Below are 19479 nucleotides of genomic sequence, written 5' to 3' on the forward strand. Positions count from 1 at the left end.
GGATTATATGCATGGTCTACTTCTACAGGTGCTGTGTATATTCCGTCTTCTATCGGAAGCTTTACGTCTTCACTTGCTTTAAAGGCTTCTACTGCTGCCTGTAGTGTCGCTACTCCTTGGTTTAAAGCTTCTTGATCTGTTGCAGTTTTTAATGTTTCTTCTGCTGTTGTTATTGCAGCTTTAAGAGTATTAAAAGCTTCGTCTGTTTTCTTACCTTGTGCTATAGCCTTAGCTTCATTCACCTTTTCTTGTAGATCAGCTTTATTTAAGCCAGGTGTTGCACTCTCCACAAGGACCATTTTATTCAAGTCAAAGTTATTGATGCCATACATGTTTTTGATGGGGTCTTCCCCTTCGGCCGGTTTGGCATCAACTTTTAGATTATTCCACTCACTATAGCAACGTACATATCTGGCATTTTCAAGATATATGAATTGATTTGCATCTCCAAGTTTAGATATAGGTACATTTTCTAATCTTATCTTTGTAATTCTCTCTCCATACTCTTCCATAGCCGGGTCTAATGTAAACTCTTCTCCATCCAATATTTCGACAGGTTGTAATTTTCCGTCGGCAGTTTTATATCTGATCTCTTCATCGTCATTTATTTTTACTAAACCATATTCTTCAGGACTTTCTTCTCCCATTACATTGTTTACATAAGATACTGTAAGGTTTGCTTTATTGTCTTTAATTTCAACTTCGTAATATGGATTAACTCCTATTTCCACGTTTAAAAGACCGTTGTTATCTGTGTGACGAGCCGCAAGCATCTTATTATATTCTTCTTTGGTGTATTTAAACTTTCCATTCTCCCAAAGCCCTTTTATACCTGCATTCATTGGGTCTGTTTCATCTATAAGAGGCATTGCTTCATACTTACCTAATGAAAGAACTGCCTTATTTGGCGTTGTTCTTAATTGGACTGTTTGAATTATAGGGTTTATATCTTCCACAGGTGCTATCTGGAATGCCGATACTGCCGAGGGGATTATCATAATTCCGACAAGTGTTGCCGATATTATTCTTTTTATTTTGTTCATTAGTACTCCTTTCATATTTTTCTTCTTACTTTTAGCTTTTAGTTTGCTAATCGTTTTATGTTCTCCGCAAAATAGTTTGCTGCTTTTAATAGTTCTTCTTCTGTTGCCTTTCTTGATTTAAGGCTTGTTTCTATCATTTTTTCTTTTATCTTTTTTGGAACTACAAGTCCTGTTATTCCTTTTAATTTTTCTATCATCTTTGGGTCTACTAGTCCTGGGCATATGTATTGTCCCAGGGAATCTCTATCTTTTAATAGGTCCTGCAGATTTTTTATCACCTTCCTTCCATGTTCTGAGTCTGGCATGGCTCCCAAGGTCGCAAATAAGCCAAGTTTTTTATTTTTGATGGTCTTTAAGAACTTTAGGGTCTTGGTCTCTAAGGTCCCTCTATCAATCCAGGCTCCCAAAAGTATAAAGTCAAATTGTTCTACTTCAGGTGCATCTCTTATGTCTTTTATTGTCATTTGTTGCTTGTCTTTTAAGACTTCATAAATTTTTTCTGCCATTCTCTTGGTGTTTCCCGTCTTTGATGAATAAATTATTAGTCCTTTCACTTTTCCTCCTTAGTCTTCTGCAAATACATATTTTTTATTTTCTATATCTATTATTTTTAGCCTTGTGTCGTAAATCTTGCTTATCTTATCTTCTGTCAAGACTTGGCTTGCCTTTCCTTGAAATTCGATTTTTCCCTTCATCATTCCTACTATGGTGTCTGAATATTCTAAGGACTGGTTGATGTCGTGAAGGACCATGATTATTGTCTTGCCAAGATTTTTATTCAAATTTCTTATTAGTTTTAAAATTTCTACCTGGTATTTTATGTCTAAGTAGGTTGTGGGTTCGTCTAAGAGAAGTATCTCACTATCTTGTGCAATTGCCATGGCTATCCACGCCCTTTGGACTTGTCCACCTGATAGAGAGTTTACTCGCTCTTTTCTTATTTCTTCTAAACCACAAACTTCTATGGCTTGGTTTATTTTATTTTTGTCCTCCTGACTTGGCTTCTGCATAAATCCTAGGTAGGGATTTCTTCCATAGGCAACAAGTTCTTCAACTTTAATATCGCCTGCTATTTGATTTTTTTGTCTAACTATGGCAACTTTTTTTGCAAATTCTTTTCTCTCTATATTTTTTATATTTTTGCCATCAAGACTTATAAAACCCATTTTTGGTTTTTCCACTCTTGTTATTAGTTTAAAGAGGGTTGATTTTCCACAGCCGTTTGCTCCTAAGAGGGTGGTTATTTTATTTTTTTCTATTTTTAGGCTTAAGTCTTTAATTACTGAGTTTTTTCCATAGGAGAAAAATAAGTGTTTAATTTCCATAGTTTTTTCCTCCTATTTTAAGTAGTGTAATGAAAAATATTCCGCCTATTACTGTCATTACTATTGATGGTTTTATTTCGTAGGGGTAGGCTATTACTCTTCCTAAGGTGTCTGATAATAGGAGGGTTATGGCTCCTAATATCATTGAGTAGGGTATTAAGTTCTTGTGGTTTGAGCCAAGAATTATTCTTCCTATGTGTGGTACTACTAATCCTAAAAATCCTATTACTCCTACTATTGCTGTTGATACGGAGGCTAGAATTATTGCTATTAGTGCCAGAATAAATCTGTCTCTATTGACGTTTACTCCCAAGGATTTTGCTGTTTGGTCTTCCAGTTGAAGTAGGTTTGCTGTTCTTATGGTGAAGAGTGCTATTATTAGAAATAGGATTCCGTAAATTGCCATAATTTTTACGTCTGACCAGGTTTTTTGTGCTACATTTCCTTCTATTATGGATTGTACGTTTGTTAGGTTTCCTCCCATCATGGCTTTTATTGCGTCATTTATTCCTATTAGGGTCATGTTGAGTGCCACACCTACGAGGATTAATTTTATTGGGTTGGATCCTCCGTTCCAAGCTAGTGAATATATTAAGAGGTAGGCAAGGAGTCCTCCCACAACTGAAAAAAGTGGGCTAAAGGCATATAAGCCAGGGAATAATATCATTACAAGGCTTGCTGATAGACTAGCTGCTGATGATATTCCTATTATTCCTGGATCTGTTAGGGGATTTTGCATTACTGCTTGAAGGAGAACTCCTGATGTTGCAAGGGCTGCTCCAGCTAGTATTGAGATTATTATTCTTGGAAACCTAAGGTCATATATTGTCGCCACGTCGGGATCATATTCTATGAACAAGCCTCTTATTAATTTGCCAAAGGTCATTTCTATAGATCCTGTTTTTGCTGAATAAAGTATGAGTCCTATTAGGACTAGGATTGATATGGTGTAAACTAGGATGATTTTATTTTTCTTCATTTGTCTTATCACCTGTATTTCCTACTTCATTTGAGTCTTTTCCATAGAAGAGTTTGTCTAAGTCATTTAGGGCTTCCTTGTAGTTGAACTTGGCACTCATACCAAATTTTTTGTAGTCAAGGTCATAAACCTTTCCCTCTTGAACTGCCCTAAAGTGTTTCCAAATGTCATTTTCTGCAAAGTCTTTTTTAAACATTTCCATTACTTCTTCTGGCAAGGCGTGGGCTGTTCTTAATATTATGTCTGGATCTTTTTGTAGCATGTCTTCTGTGTTTATTGTTATGAATTGTTGATTGGTGCCACCATAGACATTTTCTGCTCCTGCAAGTTCTGCGAGGCTTCCTACATAGGAGTTTTCTGTTGCTACTACATAGGACCCTGGCAAACCCATAAGGATTAATACCTTTGGTGCTTTTTTGTCCTTATGCTTTTCTCTGTAGTCGTCTATGAATTTTTTGTAGTCGTCAATTAAGGCTTTGGCCTCTTTTTTTCTGTTAAGTAATTTTCCCAGATCCTCTATTGACTTATACATTCCATCTGTGTTGTTTAGATTCAAAAATCCATAGTCAAGGTCTGCTGCCTTGTATTTTGGAAGTAGGTCTGAGATTAAGGACACTGGTGAAAAAACATAGTCTGGATTTATTTGTTTTAATTTTTCTATGTCTGGTGTCATTGCCATACCTACTTTTGGTACGTCTTTATATCTTTCTGGCATTTTATCTATTTCTGAGTCTGGTACTGCAACTAGGTCTATGTTTAATTTTTCCATAATGTAAACTGTTGCCATGGATGTTGCTGCTATTCTTAAGTTGCCTCCGGTCTTCTTTCCTTCTGTTTTTTGGTTGACGCATCCTGTTAATAGGAGGATTGCAAGTAAAAGTGTAGAAATTTTAGTTTTCTTCATTTTCATATGCCTCCATTCTTTCGTCTTCTAAGTCGCTTTCCATTTTTTTATAGTATAAAAATGTTAGTAGGCTTATTAGAATTAAAATTGTTGTTACTGAAAATAAAACTCCTATTAATAAATATATAAATGCCATTGTTATTTTCCCAAGGGGTCTGTTGTCTTTTTCTTCTTCGCTTGTGTCGGAGTAGTATAGTTTTTTTATTTGGGGTGAGTCTTTTGTTAATAGACCATGTTTATAGCCTAAATCTCCTGCTGAAAATTTTGAGTTTACTGGCTTTACTTCTATTTTTTCTCCTTCACTTGCTTGTAGAATTTGTCCTACTTGGGAGCCTCCTTCTACAGGTTTCATATTTTTTAAGTTTAAAGGGCTATTTCCTGTGTTTTTTTCAGTTTCTATAGGGTTTTGTGCTGTATTTTGATTTTCTTCTATTTCTTCTTCTTGCCCTATGTTTACTGGTTGATTGTCTTCTGGTAGGTCTTCTAAGGTTTTAAAGTCGGTGTTACCTGGCGCGGGATTTGATATGTCATAATAGAAAACTACATCTCTTCCCATTGGTCCTACGAAAAATGTTGCTCTTACTATTACATTTTTTGAGGGGATTTCAAATCTATAGTCTTTTGTTTCTTCTGTTTGACCTGTTACTTCTGCTGATACTGAATAAAAGTCTTTTTCTCCTCTTTCTTGCACTGCAAATGTTTCGTTTTTTATATAGTTTGCAAGACTATATCTAACTGATAGGAACATTCTTCCGTCGTCTGTTGTTTCTAAAAGGGCTTGGGGGTTAAGTACATTTTCTGTCATTCCTTGTCCTATGCCTGGATTGTTGCCTGCGTCTTCTATTACTCCTGTGACTGGATGTATGTAATAGGGTGTGGCTTTAAATATTTCTTGGGTGTAGGCTAGGGCTTTGGTGGTTGTCAAAAGGCTTAACATCAATAAAAATATTAAAATTTTTCTTTTCATTCTTTCCTCCTTAATTCTTTTAATAATCTTTCTTCGTCTTTTAAATTAAGGATTAAGTTTAAGCATTTTTTAATGAATATGATGCTTGTAATATTTATTGCTAATATAATTACTATGGCAAAAAATATTATGGCTTTTGATTCTCTTGTGTCTGATTTTAATGTTTCTTTGTCTTCTGTGTTTGCCTTTTCAGTTTTTTCACTGGCTTTTATCCCTAGGTTTGAGCTTGCATTTTCTCCTTGTGCTTTTACGCTTGCTTTTATTTCTTCAAGGCTTGGTGTTTTTTTGCTTATTGCTTTTACGCTTTTTGAGCTTTGTAAATTTCTTGAGCTTGTTGAAGTTTTTATTTTTTGTGATTTTGGTGCTTTTACAGAGTTCATAAAGGCTTTTGCTTTTGATGTTTTTTGGGAGTTTGTTGTTTTAAGCTTTGGTCCTTGTGTTTTATTGTCTATGGAGTTTGTTACTTTTGTTTTATTTTCTGCTACTTTGACCAAGGCATAGTTGCCTGGATTTTTTCCCCTAAATTTTACGTGTTCTCCGTCAATTTCAAAGTTTACTTCTTTTTTGTCTTCTGTGAAGTCATACACTTTTAAGTTATCGTCTTTGGAAAACTTAAATAGTGGAAGTTTTATTTCAAAATCTTTTTTAGGTTTTATTTTTTCTCTTTTGCCTTGTACGTCTTCTTTGTCTATGACTTTGTCAACTGGTCCCAAAAATTCAATGTTATATACTGCTACTTGATCTAAGGGTGTAAATTTGGATGAAACTTCTTCTGCTGCTTTTCCAGAGAGTTTGTTTCCATAAAAGGTGTATTCTTTGTCAAAGGTGTCCGGATCTGCGTAAACCCATATTCCCTTGTTTTGAAGGACCGCTTTTTCTTTTGGATTAAATTCTTTCTTTTTAGGTCCTTCTTCAAATTCCTTTATTAGTTTAGCGTCTTCATAGTTGATTTTTTCAAGTTTTGAAAAGTCAAGTTTTAGTCTTGCTTTTATGGGTGCATCTCCCATAGGCTCAACTTTAGGGTCAACATAAACATAGGTCATTTCGTTTTTATTTAGCAGGCTAGTTTTAAATACTGATGGCCTTTTTTCTTCTTCGTCAGGAATTTCCATGGTAAAAGATCCCCTGTCTGCTGGATAAAAAATCCCATCTTCTTTTTGCACATATAAATTTACAAGGGATGCTATTAATTTCATGTACTCCATCTTTCCTGAACCTATGTATAAATATCCTTCTTTATTTTTTACCTCTATCTCTGCTGTTTGATTTAAAGCTTTATTTCCCATGCTTTCTTTTTCTTCTATTGAATGCCAAAGTTTTATTGGAATTTTATAAAAACCGTCTTCTAAGCCAAGATCTTCTTTTTTTGGAAATTCTGAATCCATTTCCTTTGAAAAGCTTATTTTCGGTAAAAAAATTAAAAGTAAAATCAAAAAAAATACGTATTTCTTTTTAATTTTAAAAACCTCCTTTTTGTAATTTATAATTTGATAATTGATATCATATAATTGACATCACCCTAATTATAAACGCATTTCTACTTTTTTAAAGATTTTTTATAAAAAAAAATAAGTTAACCTGAGTTAACTTATTTCTGATTTTTTATTTTCTTTTTGATAATTGATTTTATTAAGCTTAAATTCAAGCCATTATTTTTAGATAATGATAATTATTTTTGATATTAACTTAGGTTAACAAAAAAATAAAATTTGCTTTTTCTACATGGCTGATAAAGCCTATTTGGGATTTTATGGTTAAATTCAGTGATGTTTGCATAGAGCTTTTCCCCAATTTGTTCCAATATTTTACAACTTTTAGGGGAATTTTAAAAATTCCATTTTCTCCATCTATTTTATGGCTTCCTTTTTCGTCTTCATAGTATAAGATTATTGCTATGGCTTTTTTATTGTATCCTCCATGAATTTTTTCTATTATTTTTGATTTTATACAAATGTAGGCTTCTTCGTCTTCTATTATTTCAAAATTTTTTTCAAATCCCATCATTGCCATGGAGTTTTCAACAAAGGACTCCTTGTTATTTTCACTGATTTTATAGATTGTTAGATGGGTTTCGCAGGGAAATTTTGAATATATGTTAAGGATGTCCTCTCCCGCTATTTTAGTTTTTAATTTTTCTATTTCTTTTATTTTTTCTGAAAGGTATTCTATAACGTCATTTAAATTTTCTATATAAATTAATTCTTCTGCTATTTCTCTATTTTTTTCGTCTTTTATTTTAAAGGCGTTTTCTACTATTATTTGTGAATTACTTATTTTTTTATTGTATGCTTCTGCGTATTTTTCTCCTATGGCTGTTAAATAATATCTGTTTAATTCTTTATAGAATATGCCTAAGATAACCATTCTATCCATTATTTTTTTTGCGTTTGCCTTGGAGCAATAAAAGTTTTTTGAAAATTCAGTTATTGTATTTTTTCCTGAATTATTGTTTAAAAATAAAAGATATTGGACCTGCATTTTTGTTAGATTTGTTTTTTTCATTTACGAACTTATACTCCTTTCCATATTTATTATACGATCACAGATTCTAAGGGTGCTTTTCCTATGGGAGGATATAAAAATTGTTTTGTTGTCTTTTTCTTTGTAGAGGGATTTTAATATTATTCCTTCGTTATAAGCGTCTATGTTTGCTGTTGGTTCATCTAAGATATATAATTTTGAATCTCTTAGGAAGATTCTTGCCAGGGCAAGTCTTTGAATTTGTCCTGTTGAAAGTAGGGTCTTATCTTTTACTATCTCTGTGTCAAATCCTTTTTCTAAGGATTCTATGAAGTCATATATGTTTGCTTTTTTTGTTGCTTCTATTAATTCTTCTTCTTTTGCGTCTTCTTTTGCTATTAATAAATTTTCTCTTATTGTTCCTTTAAAAAGATGGCTTTCTTGAGCTACATAGGAAATATTTTCTCTTAAGTTTTTGCTATTTATATTTTTTATATTTTCACTGTTTAAGAAAATTTCGCCTTTTTTTGGATCAAAGAATCTCATTATTAATTTTAAAATTGTAGATTTTCCGCAACCGCTTTTTCCTTGAAGTCCTATTATTTCGTTTAATTTTCCTGATAGGTTAAAGTTTTTTATTAATTCTGTTTCATCATAAGAAAATTCTATGTTTTTAAGGTCTATATTTTCGTAGCTTATATCTTTTTTGTTTTTAATTTCTTCTACTTCTGCTTTTTCTTTTAATATGCCCATTACTCTTTTTCCACATGCAAAGGTGAGTACTAAGTTGTTTCCAAGGGATGCTAAGGCTGATGTGGGTCCAAAGGATGATATAAATATTGTTATTGGAAATATTAAATTTACAAAGTTTACTTGTCCATTTTTATAGAGATTAGATCCTATAAGTATAAATATTAAATCGGCTAGTATTATTAGGCTTGATGATATGGAAAAATTGTTCCCCATATTTTTTGACAATTTTTTTGAGGACCTGTTTAAATCTCTTGTTAATTTTCCTATTTCTTCAAATCTTTGTTCTTGCCTTGAAAAATTAATTATTTCTTTTATTCCCTTAAAGCTTTCAAGGATTGATGAGTTTAGGTTTGATAGATTTTTTCTTTGGCTTTCTCCTACTTTTTTGCCTAATTTTTCAGTTATGACAGGAACAATTACTCCAAGAATTATATGAAAAATTAAAAGGCAAATACCATATTTTACATTTATTTTTAATAGGATTATGAAAAATATAAGTGTGTGGAAAAATGCTATTAATACTGGCGATATTGTATGGGCATAAAATACTTCTAAAAGTTCTATGTCTGAGGTTATTATTGATATAAGTTGTCCCTTGTCTTTTGTGTCCATTTTTGCTGGGCATAGTCTTATTAAGCTTTTAAATACCAAATCTCTTATTATGGCAAGAGTTTTAAAGGCTACATAGTGGTTGAAGAGTTGTTCAATATACTTAAATAGGGCTCTTAAAATTGCAAGGATAAGGAGTAAAATTAAAATATTTTTAAGTTTTATATTTTCTCCCATATATATTTTCCCAAAGTACAAAGAGCCAAGTCCTGGTATTAGACTTGCAAAAACATGTCCAGAAAGTCCGAACAAAATTGCAAAACACATTTGGATTTTTAATGGCTTTACAAGCCCTAAGAGGTCTTGTAAGAGAGTTTTTCTTTCTTTTAGACTTATCATTTGACACCCCACATTTCTAAGTCCATTTGAGCCTTATAAAGCTTCGCAAAATTATTTTTATTTAGCATTTCTTCAAAGCTTCCTTCTTCTATTATTTTTTTATCCTGAACAAAGTATATATAGTCTGAGTTTTCTGTGTTTCTAAGTCTATGGGTTATTAAAATTATGTTCATATTTTTCTTCATTTCCGATAATACTTTTAATATTATTTCTTCTGATTCTATGTCTATATTTGAAATAGCTTCGTCTAAAATTAAAACTTTCGGTTTTCTTAATATTGCTCTTGCTATGGAAATTCTTTGTTTTTGACCTCCGGACAGGTTATTTCCTTGGCTTTCAAGAAGTGTATCAAGTCCCTTTTGATTTTTAAAATATTCATAAAGTCCAACTATTTTTAAGCTTTCTTCCAGTTCTTCATCTTTTGCCAAGGGGTTTGCAAGAAGAAGATTATATTTTAAGCTTTGGCTAAAAATAAAGGGAGAATTATCTATCATACAGATATTTTCTATTAAGCTATCTGATTTTATATTGGTTTTTCCATTATAAATAATTGAGTCTTCTTTGTTTTTAAGCATTCCGCAAATTAGTTTTGCAATGGTCGATTTTCCTGAACCACTTTTTCCTACTAAACAAGTTATTTGATTTTTATTAAATTTAAGGTTTAAATTTTCTAATATTTTTTCTTTGTCATAAGAAAAGTTAAGGTTATTAAAGCTTATTTCTACTTCTTCATCTGTAATTTCATTTATACCATCTTCGGTTTCTTTTATGTCTAAAACTTCAAATAGGCTATTTGCTGCTGAAATTCCATTCATGGCTACATGGAAAAGAGCTCCAAGTCTTCTTAGGGGAGTAAAAAATTCTTGAGATAGTAAAATAAATGCAAAGCCTGTAAATATATTAATTTCTCCTTTACTGAAGTAATAAAGGGTCATAAAAATACTTGTGGCACTTCCTGTGTAGGAAACTAAGTCCATTACTGTTATATTGTTAAGCTGAACCATTAGAAGTTTCATTGTTTTCATTCTAAAATCTTCTGCCATCTTATTTAATTTTTCGTTATATTTGTCAGCGGTATTAAAGATTTTAAGGGTGCTTAGTCCATATAAAAAATCTATAAAAACTTCTCCCAAATTTGTGTATGATTTCCAATAGGATTTTACAACTCTTTTTGCAAGTTTTTGTACCATCATTATGGCTATGGGTATAAAGGGTATAAAAACAAGGGCTATTAGAGAAATTTTTATATTTATTAAGGACATTATTAAAAATAAAATAAGGGGTCCTAAAATTGAAAAAATTAGTTGGGGCAAGAGTTCTCCATAAAATATATTAAGTTGCTCTATTCCTTCTACACTTAAGTTTATTATTTCAGATATAGATATTTTTTCTCCATATTCCATTTTAAATCCATAAATTTTTCTAAAAAGTCTTTGTCTTAAAGATTTTTTTATATTTACTGATACTTTATAGGATATGTAGGAGTTTATTTTTATTATTAAAATTTTTGCAATTATTATTATTAATAATATTTGAATTATAAATATTTTTTCTTCATATTTTCCTGCTACAATTTCTTCTATAAATTTACCTATGGCAAATATTAAGGCTATATTTGTTAAAAGTTCAAGTATTTTTAAAATTATTAAGGTTATTATGGATTTTTTTTCTCTACCTATTTCATTTAAAAGTTTTTTATTTAGCATCTTTCATCTCCTTAACAGTCTTAACTTTTGTGAAAAAATAAATATAGTGAAAAAGTAAAACCATAATAAGACAAATTCTTCCATGAGAATTTTTTACCAAGTAAAATGATATTCCTATAAAAAGAGTTATCGTGGCTAAAATTTTTATCTTTTTCTTTAGGCTAAGGCCTTCTTTGTTTTTTATAGGCTCTAGGTTATTTTTATAAATTTTTGTATTTTTAAACCATTTTTCAAACTTTTTTGATCCTCTTGCAAAGCATGCTGTTGCTAAAAGTAGAAAAGGTGTTGCCGGTAAAAGTGGCAAATATATTCCAACTATACCTATTCCTAAAAAAATAAATCCTAAAATTATAAATATGTATTTCAAAAATTACCTCCTGATAATTGATATTATTATGCTTTTGATAGTATCAAAGTAATTTTTTAAAGTAAAGGTTTTTGATAAGATTTATTCTTTACCTTTTTTTGTTTATTTCTTATTTTTCTTCTACAAGTTTGTATATATCTACTTTTTATTGTTTTTAAATTTGTTAACCGGGGTTAACTTTTTTTGTATTTTTTAATAAAAAAACTTCTCGCAATTTTTACGAGAAGTTTTATATTATATATCTTTTTTTATGCAAGTGAACCCATTGGATCCCATGGTTCAAGTTCAGTTGGTTTACTTTCATATGCTTTTACTATTTCTTGTGAAATATTCTTTTTGTTAATTAATACTTGATACATATATTCGTTAAACCATTCATCACTCATTACTAAAAATCCATTATAGCCTGCATCTTTTCCCCATGAATTTTCTACACGATAGCGATTTATTTTGTCTTTTTCTTCATCATAGTCGCATCCCATAAATACCATTGCATGAGTCATTAAGCTTTCTTTATAGTCAAGACGTTCTTCTTTATTAAATTTAAAGTCAACTCCTAAAAGTTCATCTACTCTTAAACTTTCAAGGTCAAGTCTTGATCCTTGTCTATAGAAGTTTTGTCCTACGTCACATCCAAACCAAACAGGTTCACCACTTTGAAGTTGCTTTAAAACCATTTTTTTCATTTCTTCAATAGGAACATTTACATATCTTACAATGTCTCCTTCTACAACATTTCCAAGATATTTTACGGTGTAGGATTTGTAATATGGTTTGTCTTTTGTTGGTGCGTTTATAACTGAAATATAATCATCAAGATTCATTCCTACAAATTTATCAAAAAATTCATTTGGACTTAAATTTTTATGTGAAATAAATTTATCGTCTTTATCTCTTGCTTCAAAATCAATTTTGCTTGGTGGTGTTCCTAAGCAAATGCATAGGGTACGATAAATGGCTTTCATGTCTTCTTCTATTATTTTTTGAATTTCTTCATCTGATTTTCCATTTTCATGGGCATTTCTTAAATCTTTTGCAAACATTCTTAACATCTTTGTTAAATATGAATCCATACTTGATGTATTTGAAGAGTTTTCTGTTTCTGGCATTGAATATTTTGGGACTATTCCATATTTTTTAACTATATTTTTTAGCATATCCCATTGTCCACCATCTCCCATAGGGTCTGTTAAAAGATGGCTTACTAATCTTCCATGTACATCTTGGTCAAATGTTTTTACAATTGATTGTAAAAAATAATGAGAGCGCTCAAGTTTGTCATAAAATAAAGTATAGTTTTGTGAAAGTTCAAATTCTTTTAAATTATTTTTTTGACAAAGTTTATATTCCATAAGGTTTAAAGATGCAAACATCCAGCAACGTCCTGATTTTTTTTGGTTTCTAACTTCTGTTTCTTTTAAGTTTATATTGAAAGTATGACGATTTTGATTTATTTTGTCTTCAAATCTGTCAACGGATGCTTCTAAAAGTCCTGTGTTTGTTGCAGCACGTTGAGCTATTCTATTTGTGCGACAGGATTCAAATTCATCTTTTAATTTTTTTAAAAATTCTTTACTTATTTCCATAAATTCCTCCTTTTTTATTTACATTACTATAATAGCCCTTATGATAATAAAATTCAATTCTTCCTAGTGAATTTAATTGTAAGCTTTATAAGCCTCTTAAATATTCCGGTCTATAATTATTATTCATAATGGCATTTTCTATTTGTTTTTTTAATTTCTCAACATCTTCAGGTATCTGACCTTTTAATGACAAATAATTTGATGCGTGGTTTGAACGAAATATTGTTGGTCCTTTGCCCTTATAAAAGCTTAAAAAATAATATATTTCTTCTAATGATTCTTTGGGATTTTGCAAATAAAATTTACCTTGCATATATTTTTCATAAAGTTCAGAGCCAGGCTCTAAAGTCAATGCTAAAAATGATAAGTATTCTGGATTCATTTCTGATATTAAATCTCCTGTATCCTTTGCATATTCTAAAATATTTTTATTTTCTCCAAGACCTGTTATAAGGGTTAAACTTTGTTTTATATTTGCAGCATGAAGTTTTTTTGCCGCCTTTAAAAAACTTTCTCTATTTTCAGTTCTTTTTATTTTTTTTAATAGTAGGTCCGAACCTGTTTCTACTCCCATGTAAACAATTTCTATTCCAGACTCTTTAATTTCTTTTAATTCTTCTAAAGATTTTTTGTTTACATCTTTTGCAGTTGAATATATTCCTATTCTTTCAATGTAAGGGAAGAGTTCTTTAATTTTTTTATTAAGTCTTATTATTCTTTCCTTAGATAGGCAAAGACCGTCTCCATCACCTATAAAAGCTCTTCTATATCCATTAAAATTTTTTGATTCTTCTTCAAGTTCTTTAAATAATTTTTCTTCATCTTTTACATAAAAATAATCGTCTTTATACATGGAGCAAAAGGTGCAGGTATTGTTACTACACCCAACAGTAGCCTGAACAATTAAACTCCTCCATTCTGATGGAGGTCTATAAACTTTTCCTATATATTCCAAATAATCACCTCAAAAAAACCGGAATTATTTTAATTAATAACCCCTGTTTTTAAATTTATTTTAATATAATTTTGATCCTGCTGGAATATTATCATCCAACATTATTAAGTTAAGTTTTTCTTCTCCGTCGTACTCACAAATTGCAGATATAATCATACCTTCTGAGTCGATTCCCATCATCTTACGAGGAGGAAGATTACAAATCGCAAGTAGTGTCTTTCCAATTAAAGACTCTGCGCTGTAATATTCCTTAATACCAGATAATATAACTCTTTCTTTTTCAGAACCATCATCTAATGTAAATTTCAAAAGTTTTTTTGATTTTGGAACTTCTTCGCAGTTTAAAACTTTTACAACTCTAAAATCAGATTTTGAGAAAGTTTCAAAGTCCACTATGTCTTCAAATAGCGGTTCAACTTTTACTTTTGAAAAGTCTATTTTTTCTTTTGTAAGTTTGTCGTAAGTTTCGTAAATTTCTTTTGATGAATCCCTATTTTCTACCTTTTCTAAGCCTATTGGCTTCATTGTTGGGATAAGAAAATGGGAAAATTTCGCAAAACCCCTATGAGTCTTGTTTGCTATGTTTATTTTTAATGGTTTTTTAGTTATTTTAGTTTTGATCTTTTATTAGCGTTTAAGTATTGATTTTTAAATGAAAAGAGAGACTCGAGTTAACAAGTCTCCCCAAAATTTGACAAAGAGCCTATTTTAATCATTATCTCTTTGCATCAATAATAATTCTACTTTATTTATTTTATTAATAGCAATAATTGAAGATATTGGTCCTAACAAGGTTCCCAAAATTATTACTATTATTAACATTAAAATCATAAGGAATATATTCGGTCTTAAAAAAGGCATTTTCAAAAGTGATGAAAATACATTATTGAAAGTTATACTTAAAACAAAGGAAAGCACAGAACCTATGACTGCACCTGTACCATTAATTAGCATAGATTCAATAAGAACTACTTCACTGAGTTTTTTCTTTGTTGCTCCTAATATCCTTATGGTTGCAAATTCTCTTTTCCTTTCCTTAACTGATAAGGTATTTACAAGACTTAAAATAAAGAAAGCTAGTATCCAAATCAAAGCTATCAATATATACACATATACAAGCATGTTTTTTGCTGAATCTGAAACTTGTGTCATTATTTTTCTTGGCAATAAAGGATACACTTTTTCTTTTTTAAATTCTTCTTTAATAAGTTTTTGAATTGTTTTTGGATCTTTGTTTTTTTCAACTTTTACTAAAATAGAAGATATATCATCTTTTTTTGCCACCGGATGATTAATTATCTTTTCATATTCCTTGGCTAATCTATGAGTTTCTTCTATTGTCATAAAAACTGAATTATCAAAACCCATGCCAGTTTTTGCAAGCCTACCTCTTATATCAAATTCTTGATTAAAAAATTTAACCTTATGATTAATATTCCCCACAATGTTAGCACCTACAACAACTTGCCCAGCTTTAATTGGAGTTTTAATCTGTTTTTCAAGCCAAGGTTTAACGCTAAAGTCATCAGAAAAGTCAATTCCTATAACTTGAATGGGAAAAGAACAGCATCCAGCAGAAAGTGTAGCTAGATAAACTTGGCCACAAGCTTTTTCTATGCCCGGTATTTTTTTTACTCTACTTAATATGTCCTTGTCAAAAAAAAATGTATTAGGTTCTCCCCTTAATATTGCACCTGTAATTTTAGAATCATAACCTTCTGGAACTACTATAATGTCTGCTCCCATCCTATCTGATAAAGATTTCATGCCATTTTTAAGAGAAAAAATTATAAATGATGACATGAATAAAATAAAAGTTAAAATCCCTACAAGAAAAATCAAGGTAATTGATCTTGTCTTCTTATTTTCTATATTTTTTTTTGCTAAATTAATTGTGTATAAATCTTTCATTATTTTGCACCATCAAGAGCATTATTGCAAGCTTCTATAAATTGCTTGTAGGTTTCTGTTGCTCCCGAAATAACGTCCACTCCTTCAGGATTTCCTTTTTCCACTAATCTATCTGGGTATGACTTTGCAAGATTTATAGCTTGTTGGGCTATCTTATATAGTCCTTCATTTTGGCTTTGACCATAAGATTCATCCTTTTCTTTTCCATCTCCATCAATGTTTTGCATTGTGCAAGATTCAATCTTATTGTCTTTAACGGTTATATCCACCTTTACAAGTCCGCCTCTTTCATCTTTGGCAGATTCTCCTTGATATGTGCCGTCTTTATAGCTTACGCTTGGAGCTTCTTCTTTTTTATCTCCTCCACAAGCAACTAGGACAAGCCCCAAAGAAAAAATTATTAATACATTTAAAAATTTTCTCATATAAACTCCTTAAGTTTTTCATCTTTTTTTACAGAATCAAGAACTGGTCTTTTTCTTTTCATTTTTTCTTCTTTTGAAATTTTACCATGTTCAAGAGTTATCATTCTTTCAGATTCTTCACCGACTTCAGGGTCGTGAGTTACAACAATAATTGTTGATCCTGCATTGTGAAGTTTTTCAAATATGTCAAGAACTATATATTCATTCTTTTCATCCAAATTTCCTGTGGGTTCATCGGCTAAAAGTATTGTAGGATGATTAATAAGAGCTCTAGCAATGCATACTCTTTGTTGTTCCCCACCTGATAATTGGTTGGGTAAGTGCTTGGCTCTATCAGCAAGACCTACTGCAGCCAAAGCTTCCATTGCTTCTTGTGCATCTGGCATAGAATGATAATATTGTGACATCATTACATTTTCCAAAGCACTTAAATAATTAACTAAATGAAATTGTTGGAAAATAAGTCCTATCTTATCCCTTCTAATAACTGTTAGTTCCTTAGGTGATTTTTTTGCTATATCTTCACCATCCAAAATAACTTCGCCAAATGAAGGTTTATCCATGGCACCGATAATATTCATCATTGTTGTTTTACCAGAACCTGATGGACCCATTATAGAAATCCATTCACCCTTTTCTACACTTAAATTAATTTTGTCAAGGGCTTTAAGTTCACCATAAATTTTTGAAACATCTACGAGTTTTAATATATCCATAAAATTCCTTTCTATTCTCCACGAAGCACTAAAGCTGGATCAATATCAACAGTTTTAGATACTGGTATTAAAGATGCAACTATAGTTATTACTATACAAACAATAATTGTCATAGGTACTAAAAGAGGCAAGAAACTTACCTTTCTAGCAAAAACCGAAATACTTACTCTATTGGCAAATATATATCCTAATGCAACACCTAAAAGTCCACCAAAAACTCCCAAATATGCTCCTTCACCTAAAAAGTCAACGATTACTGAGGCATTTGTGGCGCCCAAAGCTTTCTTAAGACCTATTTCTTTACGCCTTTCAGTTACAACTGCCATCATTGTTGTGGATACACATATCATCATTATGAATAATACTATTATCGTTACAATGAAGACAAGAGCTTGTAATTTATTCAAAACTATATCTTGTGAGGCGGTAACTCTTTTTACCATTTGTGGAGTTAGAGATCCATCCTTTTGTGAAATATTTGATACTATTTTTGAAAGTTCATTTTGTTCAGCTTCTATTGAATATTCTACGATATCAAAATTTTTGTCTTTAACAAGCTGTGAAATATCATCAATACTCATAAAAATAAGTTCTTCTTCTTTACCACCTGTTGTTACAACTCCTGAAACAACAAAATTAGTATCTATAGAACCTTCTCCATTAACTTTGGGAGTATTTATAATAATTTTATCTCCCTCTTTTAATTCCAAAGCCTTTGAAACTTCATTACCTATTAAAACTTCTCTCGATTTTTCAGGCCATGAACCGTCAATAAGCCAGTATGGAGAATTTTCTTTCGCTCCCTTTAAATCTGTACCTGCAAGCATATAAGGTTGTTCATTAATTTTTGCATTTGTATAAATATAGGGTGCCTGACCGACAAGCTTTCCTGAAGGAATTAACGATTTAACTTCATCTAACTGTTCATTGGTAATTTTTTTATCAGGGTTAGTGGGAATTACCAACATATTTGCACCATAAGACCTAAACTCCTTACCCATTTGCCTAGGAATATCATAGTAAATAGTAACAAGTCCTGAAATAATTGTTGCTCCCATAGCTATAGCAAGTAGTGCTGTTAACATTCTTGCACGTCTCCTTGCCAAGGAAGTCATTATCATTTTTAAGTAAAATTTATTTTTACTTTGTTTATCTGCCATGTAGTACCTCCGTTGGATTTAAATTCAAAAGGTATCTTATAGCTGGTATTGACCCCAATATTGTAACAAGAATAATAAGTATTGCTACAATAGGAACTACCATAGCTGTTGGAGCTATTGCTGAGCCAAAAACTGTTAGACCAATAATCTGAGTAAGTAGCAGACCAACACCGTAACCTATAACTGTTCCAAATATCGCTGTCAAAATTATTTCCACAAGAATTATGCAAATTATCCTTCCATTTGACGCCCCTATAGCTTTTTGAAGTCCAATTTCATTAGATCTTTCCATTACAGATGCTGTAATAAGATTAGAAATACCAAAGCCTGAACCAATCAAAGTTAATACTGTAATTAAAACCATAAGAAGAGTAGTCTTATTTAAAATATCTCCTTCACTTTCTGCAACTTGGCGAATTGGCTTAGCTACAGAATCAGTCATTACTTCTGTTATTTGATAACAAATAGCAGAAACATAAGCTGTACAATACCATACTTCCCATTCCTTAATAGTTAAAGATAGTGGGTTTTTGGCAGCCTTTCTTGCTAAGTCATTGTCTGGTGTAGTAAGAGCTGATACTTCAACTTTATTTACAACTCCAGTAACTCCAGCAAATTCTTGTGCTGTTTTTAAAGTAGAATATATAAATGCATCTTCATCAGAACCTGATGAGAAAATACCCTTAACTTTTAATTTTTTGTCTAAATTATTGCTTTTTAGTTGGATTTCATCACCAACTTTAAATCCATTTCTGTCTGCAAAAATCTTTCCAAGCATAACTGAATCGCTATCATTTTCTGATAACCACTCGCCTTGAACTTCCCACCAGTTTTTAAGTCTAATCATACCAGTATCAACTGATTCTCCAGTAGGCAAATCCATATGATTATTAAACCATGTTCCTACCATCTTAGTATGTTTAGAATCATTATTACAAGAAACCCAAGTGTTAAGATATGGCGTATAGTCTACAATATTGTAAGCCCAAAAAATAGTTTTAATGTTTGGAAGTTCTGATTCCTTTAAATATTTTTGAACCTGCCCCTCTTTTTCTTGCATGCCATACAAATCATCAAGAAGGGAAGCTTCCTTAGGCAATACATTAATATTTGCTCCATAGGTCTTTAATTCTTGATTAACTTTATCTCCAACGCCGAGCATGGTATTTAACATTGAAGTGGCAAGAGAAGCTCCAAGGGCAACTGTAAATGCAATAAGAGCCATCTTTCCCTTTTGTCTAAAAAGCGCTCCTTTAACTATTCTCCAAAACATA

Annotated in this window: 17 protein-coding genes and 2 pseudogenes; all 19 read right to left on the bottom strand. The window is 31.1% G+C overall.

The features are described from left to right. Positions 1 to 1043: pseudogene (locus HMPREF1253_RS05085) on the bottom strand (hypothetical protein); the annotation flags it as partial. 38 nt (positions 1044 to 1081) lie between these two features. Further along, complete coding sequence (locus HMPREF1253_RS05090; protein WP_023055712.1) at positions 1082 to 1597, bottom strand: flavodoxin family protein; 516 nt, start codon at positions 1595 to 1597, stop codon at positions 1082 to 1084. 9 nt (positions 1598 to 1606) lie between these two features. After that, the gene (locus HMPREF1253_RS05095; RefSeq protein ID WP_023055714.1) at positions 1607 to 2368 is read right to left on the bottom strand and encodes an ABC transporter ATP-binding protein; all 762 of its coding nucleotides are present in this window, start codon (positions 2366 to 2368) and stop codon (positions 1607 to 1609) included. Next, on the bottom strand, positions 2358 to 3347 hold the full coding sequence (locus tag HMPREF1253_RS05100) for an iron ABC transporter permease (protein WP_023055709.1): 990 nt from the start codon (positions 3345 to 3347) through the stop codon (positions 2358 to 2360). Before HMPREF1253_RS05100 ends, HMPREF1253_RS05095 begins: the two co-directional genes overlap by 11 nt. Next, positions 3334 to 4251: a heme ABC transporter substrate-binding protein IsdE gene (gene isdE, locus HMPREF1253_RS05105; protein WP_023055715.1), complete on the bottom strand. Its 918-nt coding sequence runs from the start codon at positions 4249 to 4251 to the stop codon at positions 3334 to 3336. The genes HMPREF1253_RS05100 and isdE overlap by 14 nt, the downstream gene beginning before the upstream one ends. Next, positions 4238 to 5218, bottom strand: a complete 981-nt coding sequence (locus tag HMPREF1253_RS05110; RefSeq protein WP_023055702.1) for a heme-binding Shp domain-containing protein — start codon at positions 5216 to 5218, stop codon at positions 4238 to 4240. The genes isdE and HMPREF1253_RS05110 overlap by 14 nt, the downstream gene beginning before the upstream one ends. Beyond that, entirely contained in the window at positions 5215 to 6603 is a 1389-nt protein-coding gene (locus HMPREF1253_RS05115) for an NEAT domain-containing protein (RefSeq protein WP_081696589.1), read from the bottom strand. The genes HMPREF1253_RS05110 and HMPREF1253_RS05115 overlap by 4 nt, the downstream gene beginning before the upstream one ends. A 301-nt stretch (positions 6604 to 6904) precedes the next feature. Further along, entirely contained in the window at positions 6905 to 7720 is an 816-nt protein-coding gene (locus HMPREF1253_RS05120; protein ID WP_023055706.1) for a hypothetical protein, read from the bottom strand. Continuing rightward, a complete protein-coding gene (locus HMPREF1253_RS05125) occupies positions 7721 to 9379 on the bottom strand; it encodes an ABC transporter ATP-binding protein (RefSeq protein WP_023055719.1) in 1659 nt (552 codons plus the stop codon). Next, complete coding sequence (locus HMPREF1253_RS05130) at positions 9376 to 11085, bottom strand: ABC transporter ATP-binding protein/permease (protein WP_023055698.1); 1710 nt, start codon at positions 11083 to 11085, stop codon at positions 9376 to 9378. The genes HMPREF1253_RS05125 and HMPREF1253_RS05130 overlap by 4 nt, the downstream gene beginning before the upstream one ends. Further along, entirely contained in the window at positions 11075 to 11452 is a 378-nt protein-coding gene (locus HMPREF1253_RS05135) for a YbaN family protein (protein WP_023055717.1), read from the bottom strand. Before HMPREF1253_RS05135 ends, HMPREF1253_RS05130 begins: the two co-directional genes overlap by 11 nt. 248 nt (positions 11453 to 11700) lie before the next feature. Then, on the bottom strand, positions 11701 to 13038 hold the full coding sequence (locus tag HMPREF1253_RS05140) for an aminopeptidase C (RefSeq protein ID WP_023055705.1): 1338 nt from the start codon (positions 13036 to 13038) through the stop codon (positions 11701 to 11703). A gap of 85 nt (positions 13039 to 13123) precedes the next feature. Continuing rightward, positions 13124 to 13993 (bottom strand): radical SAM protein, encoded by an 870-nt coding sequence (locus tag HMPREF1253_RS05145; RefSeq protein ID WP_023055699.1) that lies wholly within the window; start codon positions 13991 to 13993, stop codon positions 13124 to 13126. 60 nt (positions 13994 to 14053) lie between these two features. After that, a pseudogene (gene metG / locus HMPREF1253_RS05150) lies at positions 14054 to 14530 on the bottom strand (methionine--tRNA ligase subunit beta); the annotation flags it as partial. 171 nt (positions 14531 to 14701) lie between these two features. After that, entirely contained in the window at positions 14702 to 15904 is a 1203-nt protein-coding gene (locus HMPREF1253_RS05155; RefSeq protein WP_023055701.1) for an ABC transporter permease, read from the bottom strand. Next, a complete protein-coding gene (locus tag HMPREF1253_RS05160) occupies positions 15904 to 16329 on the bottom strand; it encodes an FMN-binding protein (protein WP_023055716.1) in 426 nt (141 codons plus the stop codon). The genes HMPREF1253_RS05155 and HMPREF1253_RS05160 overlap by 1 nt, the downstream gene beginning before the upstream one ends. After that, complete coding sequence (locus HMPREF1253_RS05165; protein ID WP_023055704.1) at positions 16326 to 17045, bottom strand: ABC transporter ATP-binding protein; 720 nt, start codon at positions 17043 to 17045, stop codon at positions 16326 to 16328. The genes HMPREF1253_RS05160 and HMPREF1253_RS05165 overlap by 4 nt, the downstream gene beginning before the upstream one ends. An 11-nt stretch (positions 17046 to 17056) precedes the next feature. Continuing rightward, positions 17057 to 18205, bottom strand: coding sequence for an FtsX-like permease family protein (locus tag HMPREF1253_RS05170; protein WP_023055710.1), 1149 nt, complete (start codon positions 18203 to 18205; stop codon positions 17057 to 17059). Next, a complete protein-coding gene (locus tag HMPREF1253_RS05175) occupies positions 18195 to 19478 on the bottom strand; it encodes an ABC transporter permease (RefSeq protein ID WP_023055694.1) in 1284 nt (427 codons plus the stop codon). The genes HMPREF1253_RS05170 and HMPREF1253_RS05175 overlap by 11 nt, the downstream gene beginning before the upstream one ends. Position 19479: the final 1 nt, after the last annotated feature.

The sequence above is a fragment of the Peptoniphilus sp. BV3C26 genome, assembly GCF_000478985.1.
In the GTDB taxonomy this organism is placed as follows: Bacteria; Bacillota; Clostridia; order Tissierellales; family Peptoniphilaceae; genus Peptoniphilus_B; species Peptoniphilus_B koenoeneniae.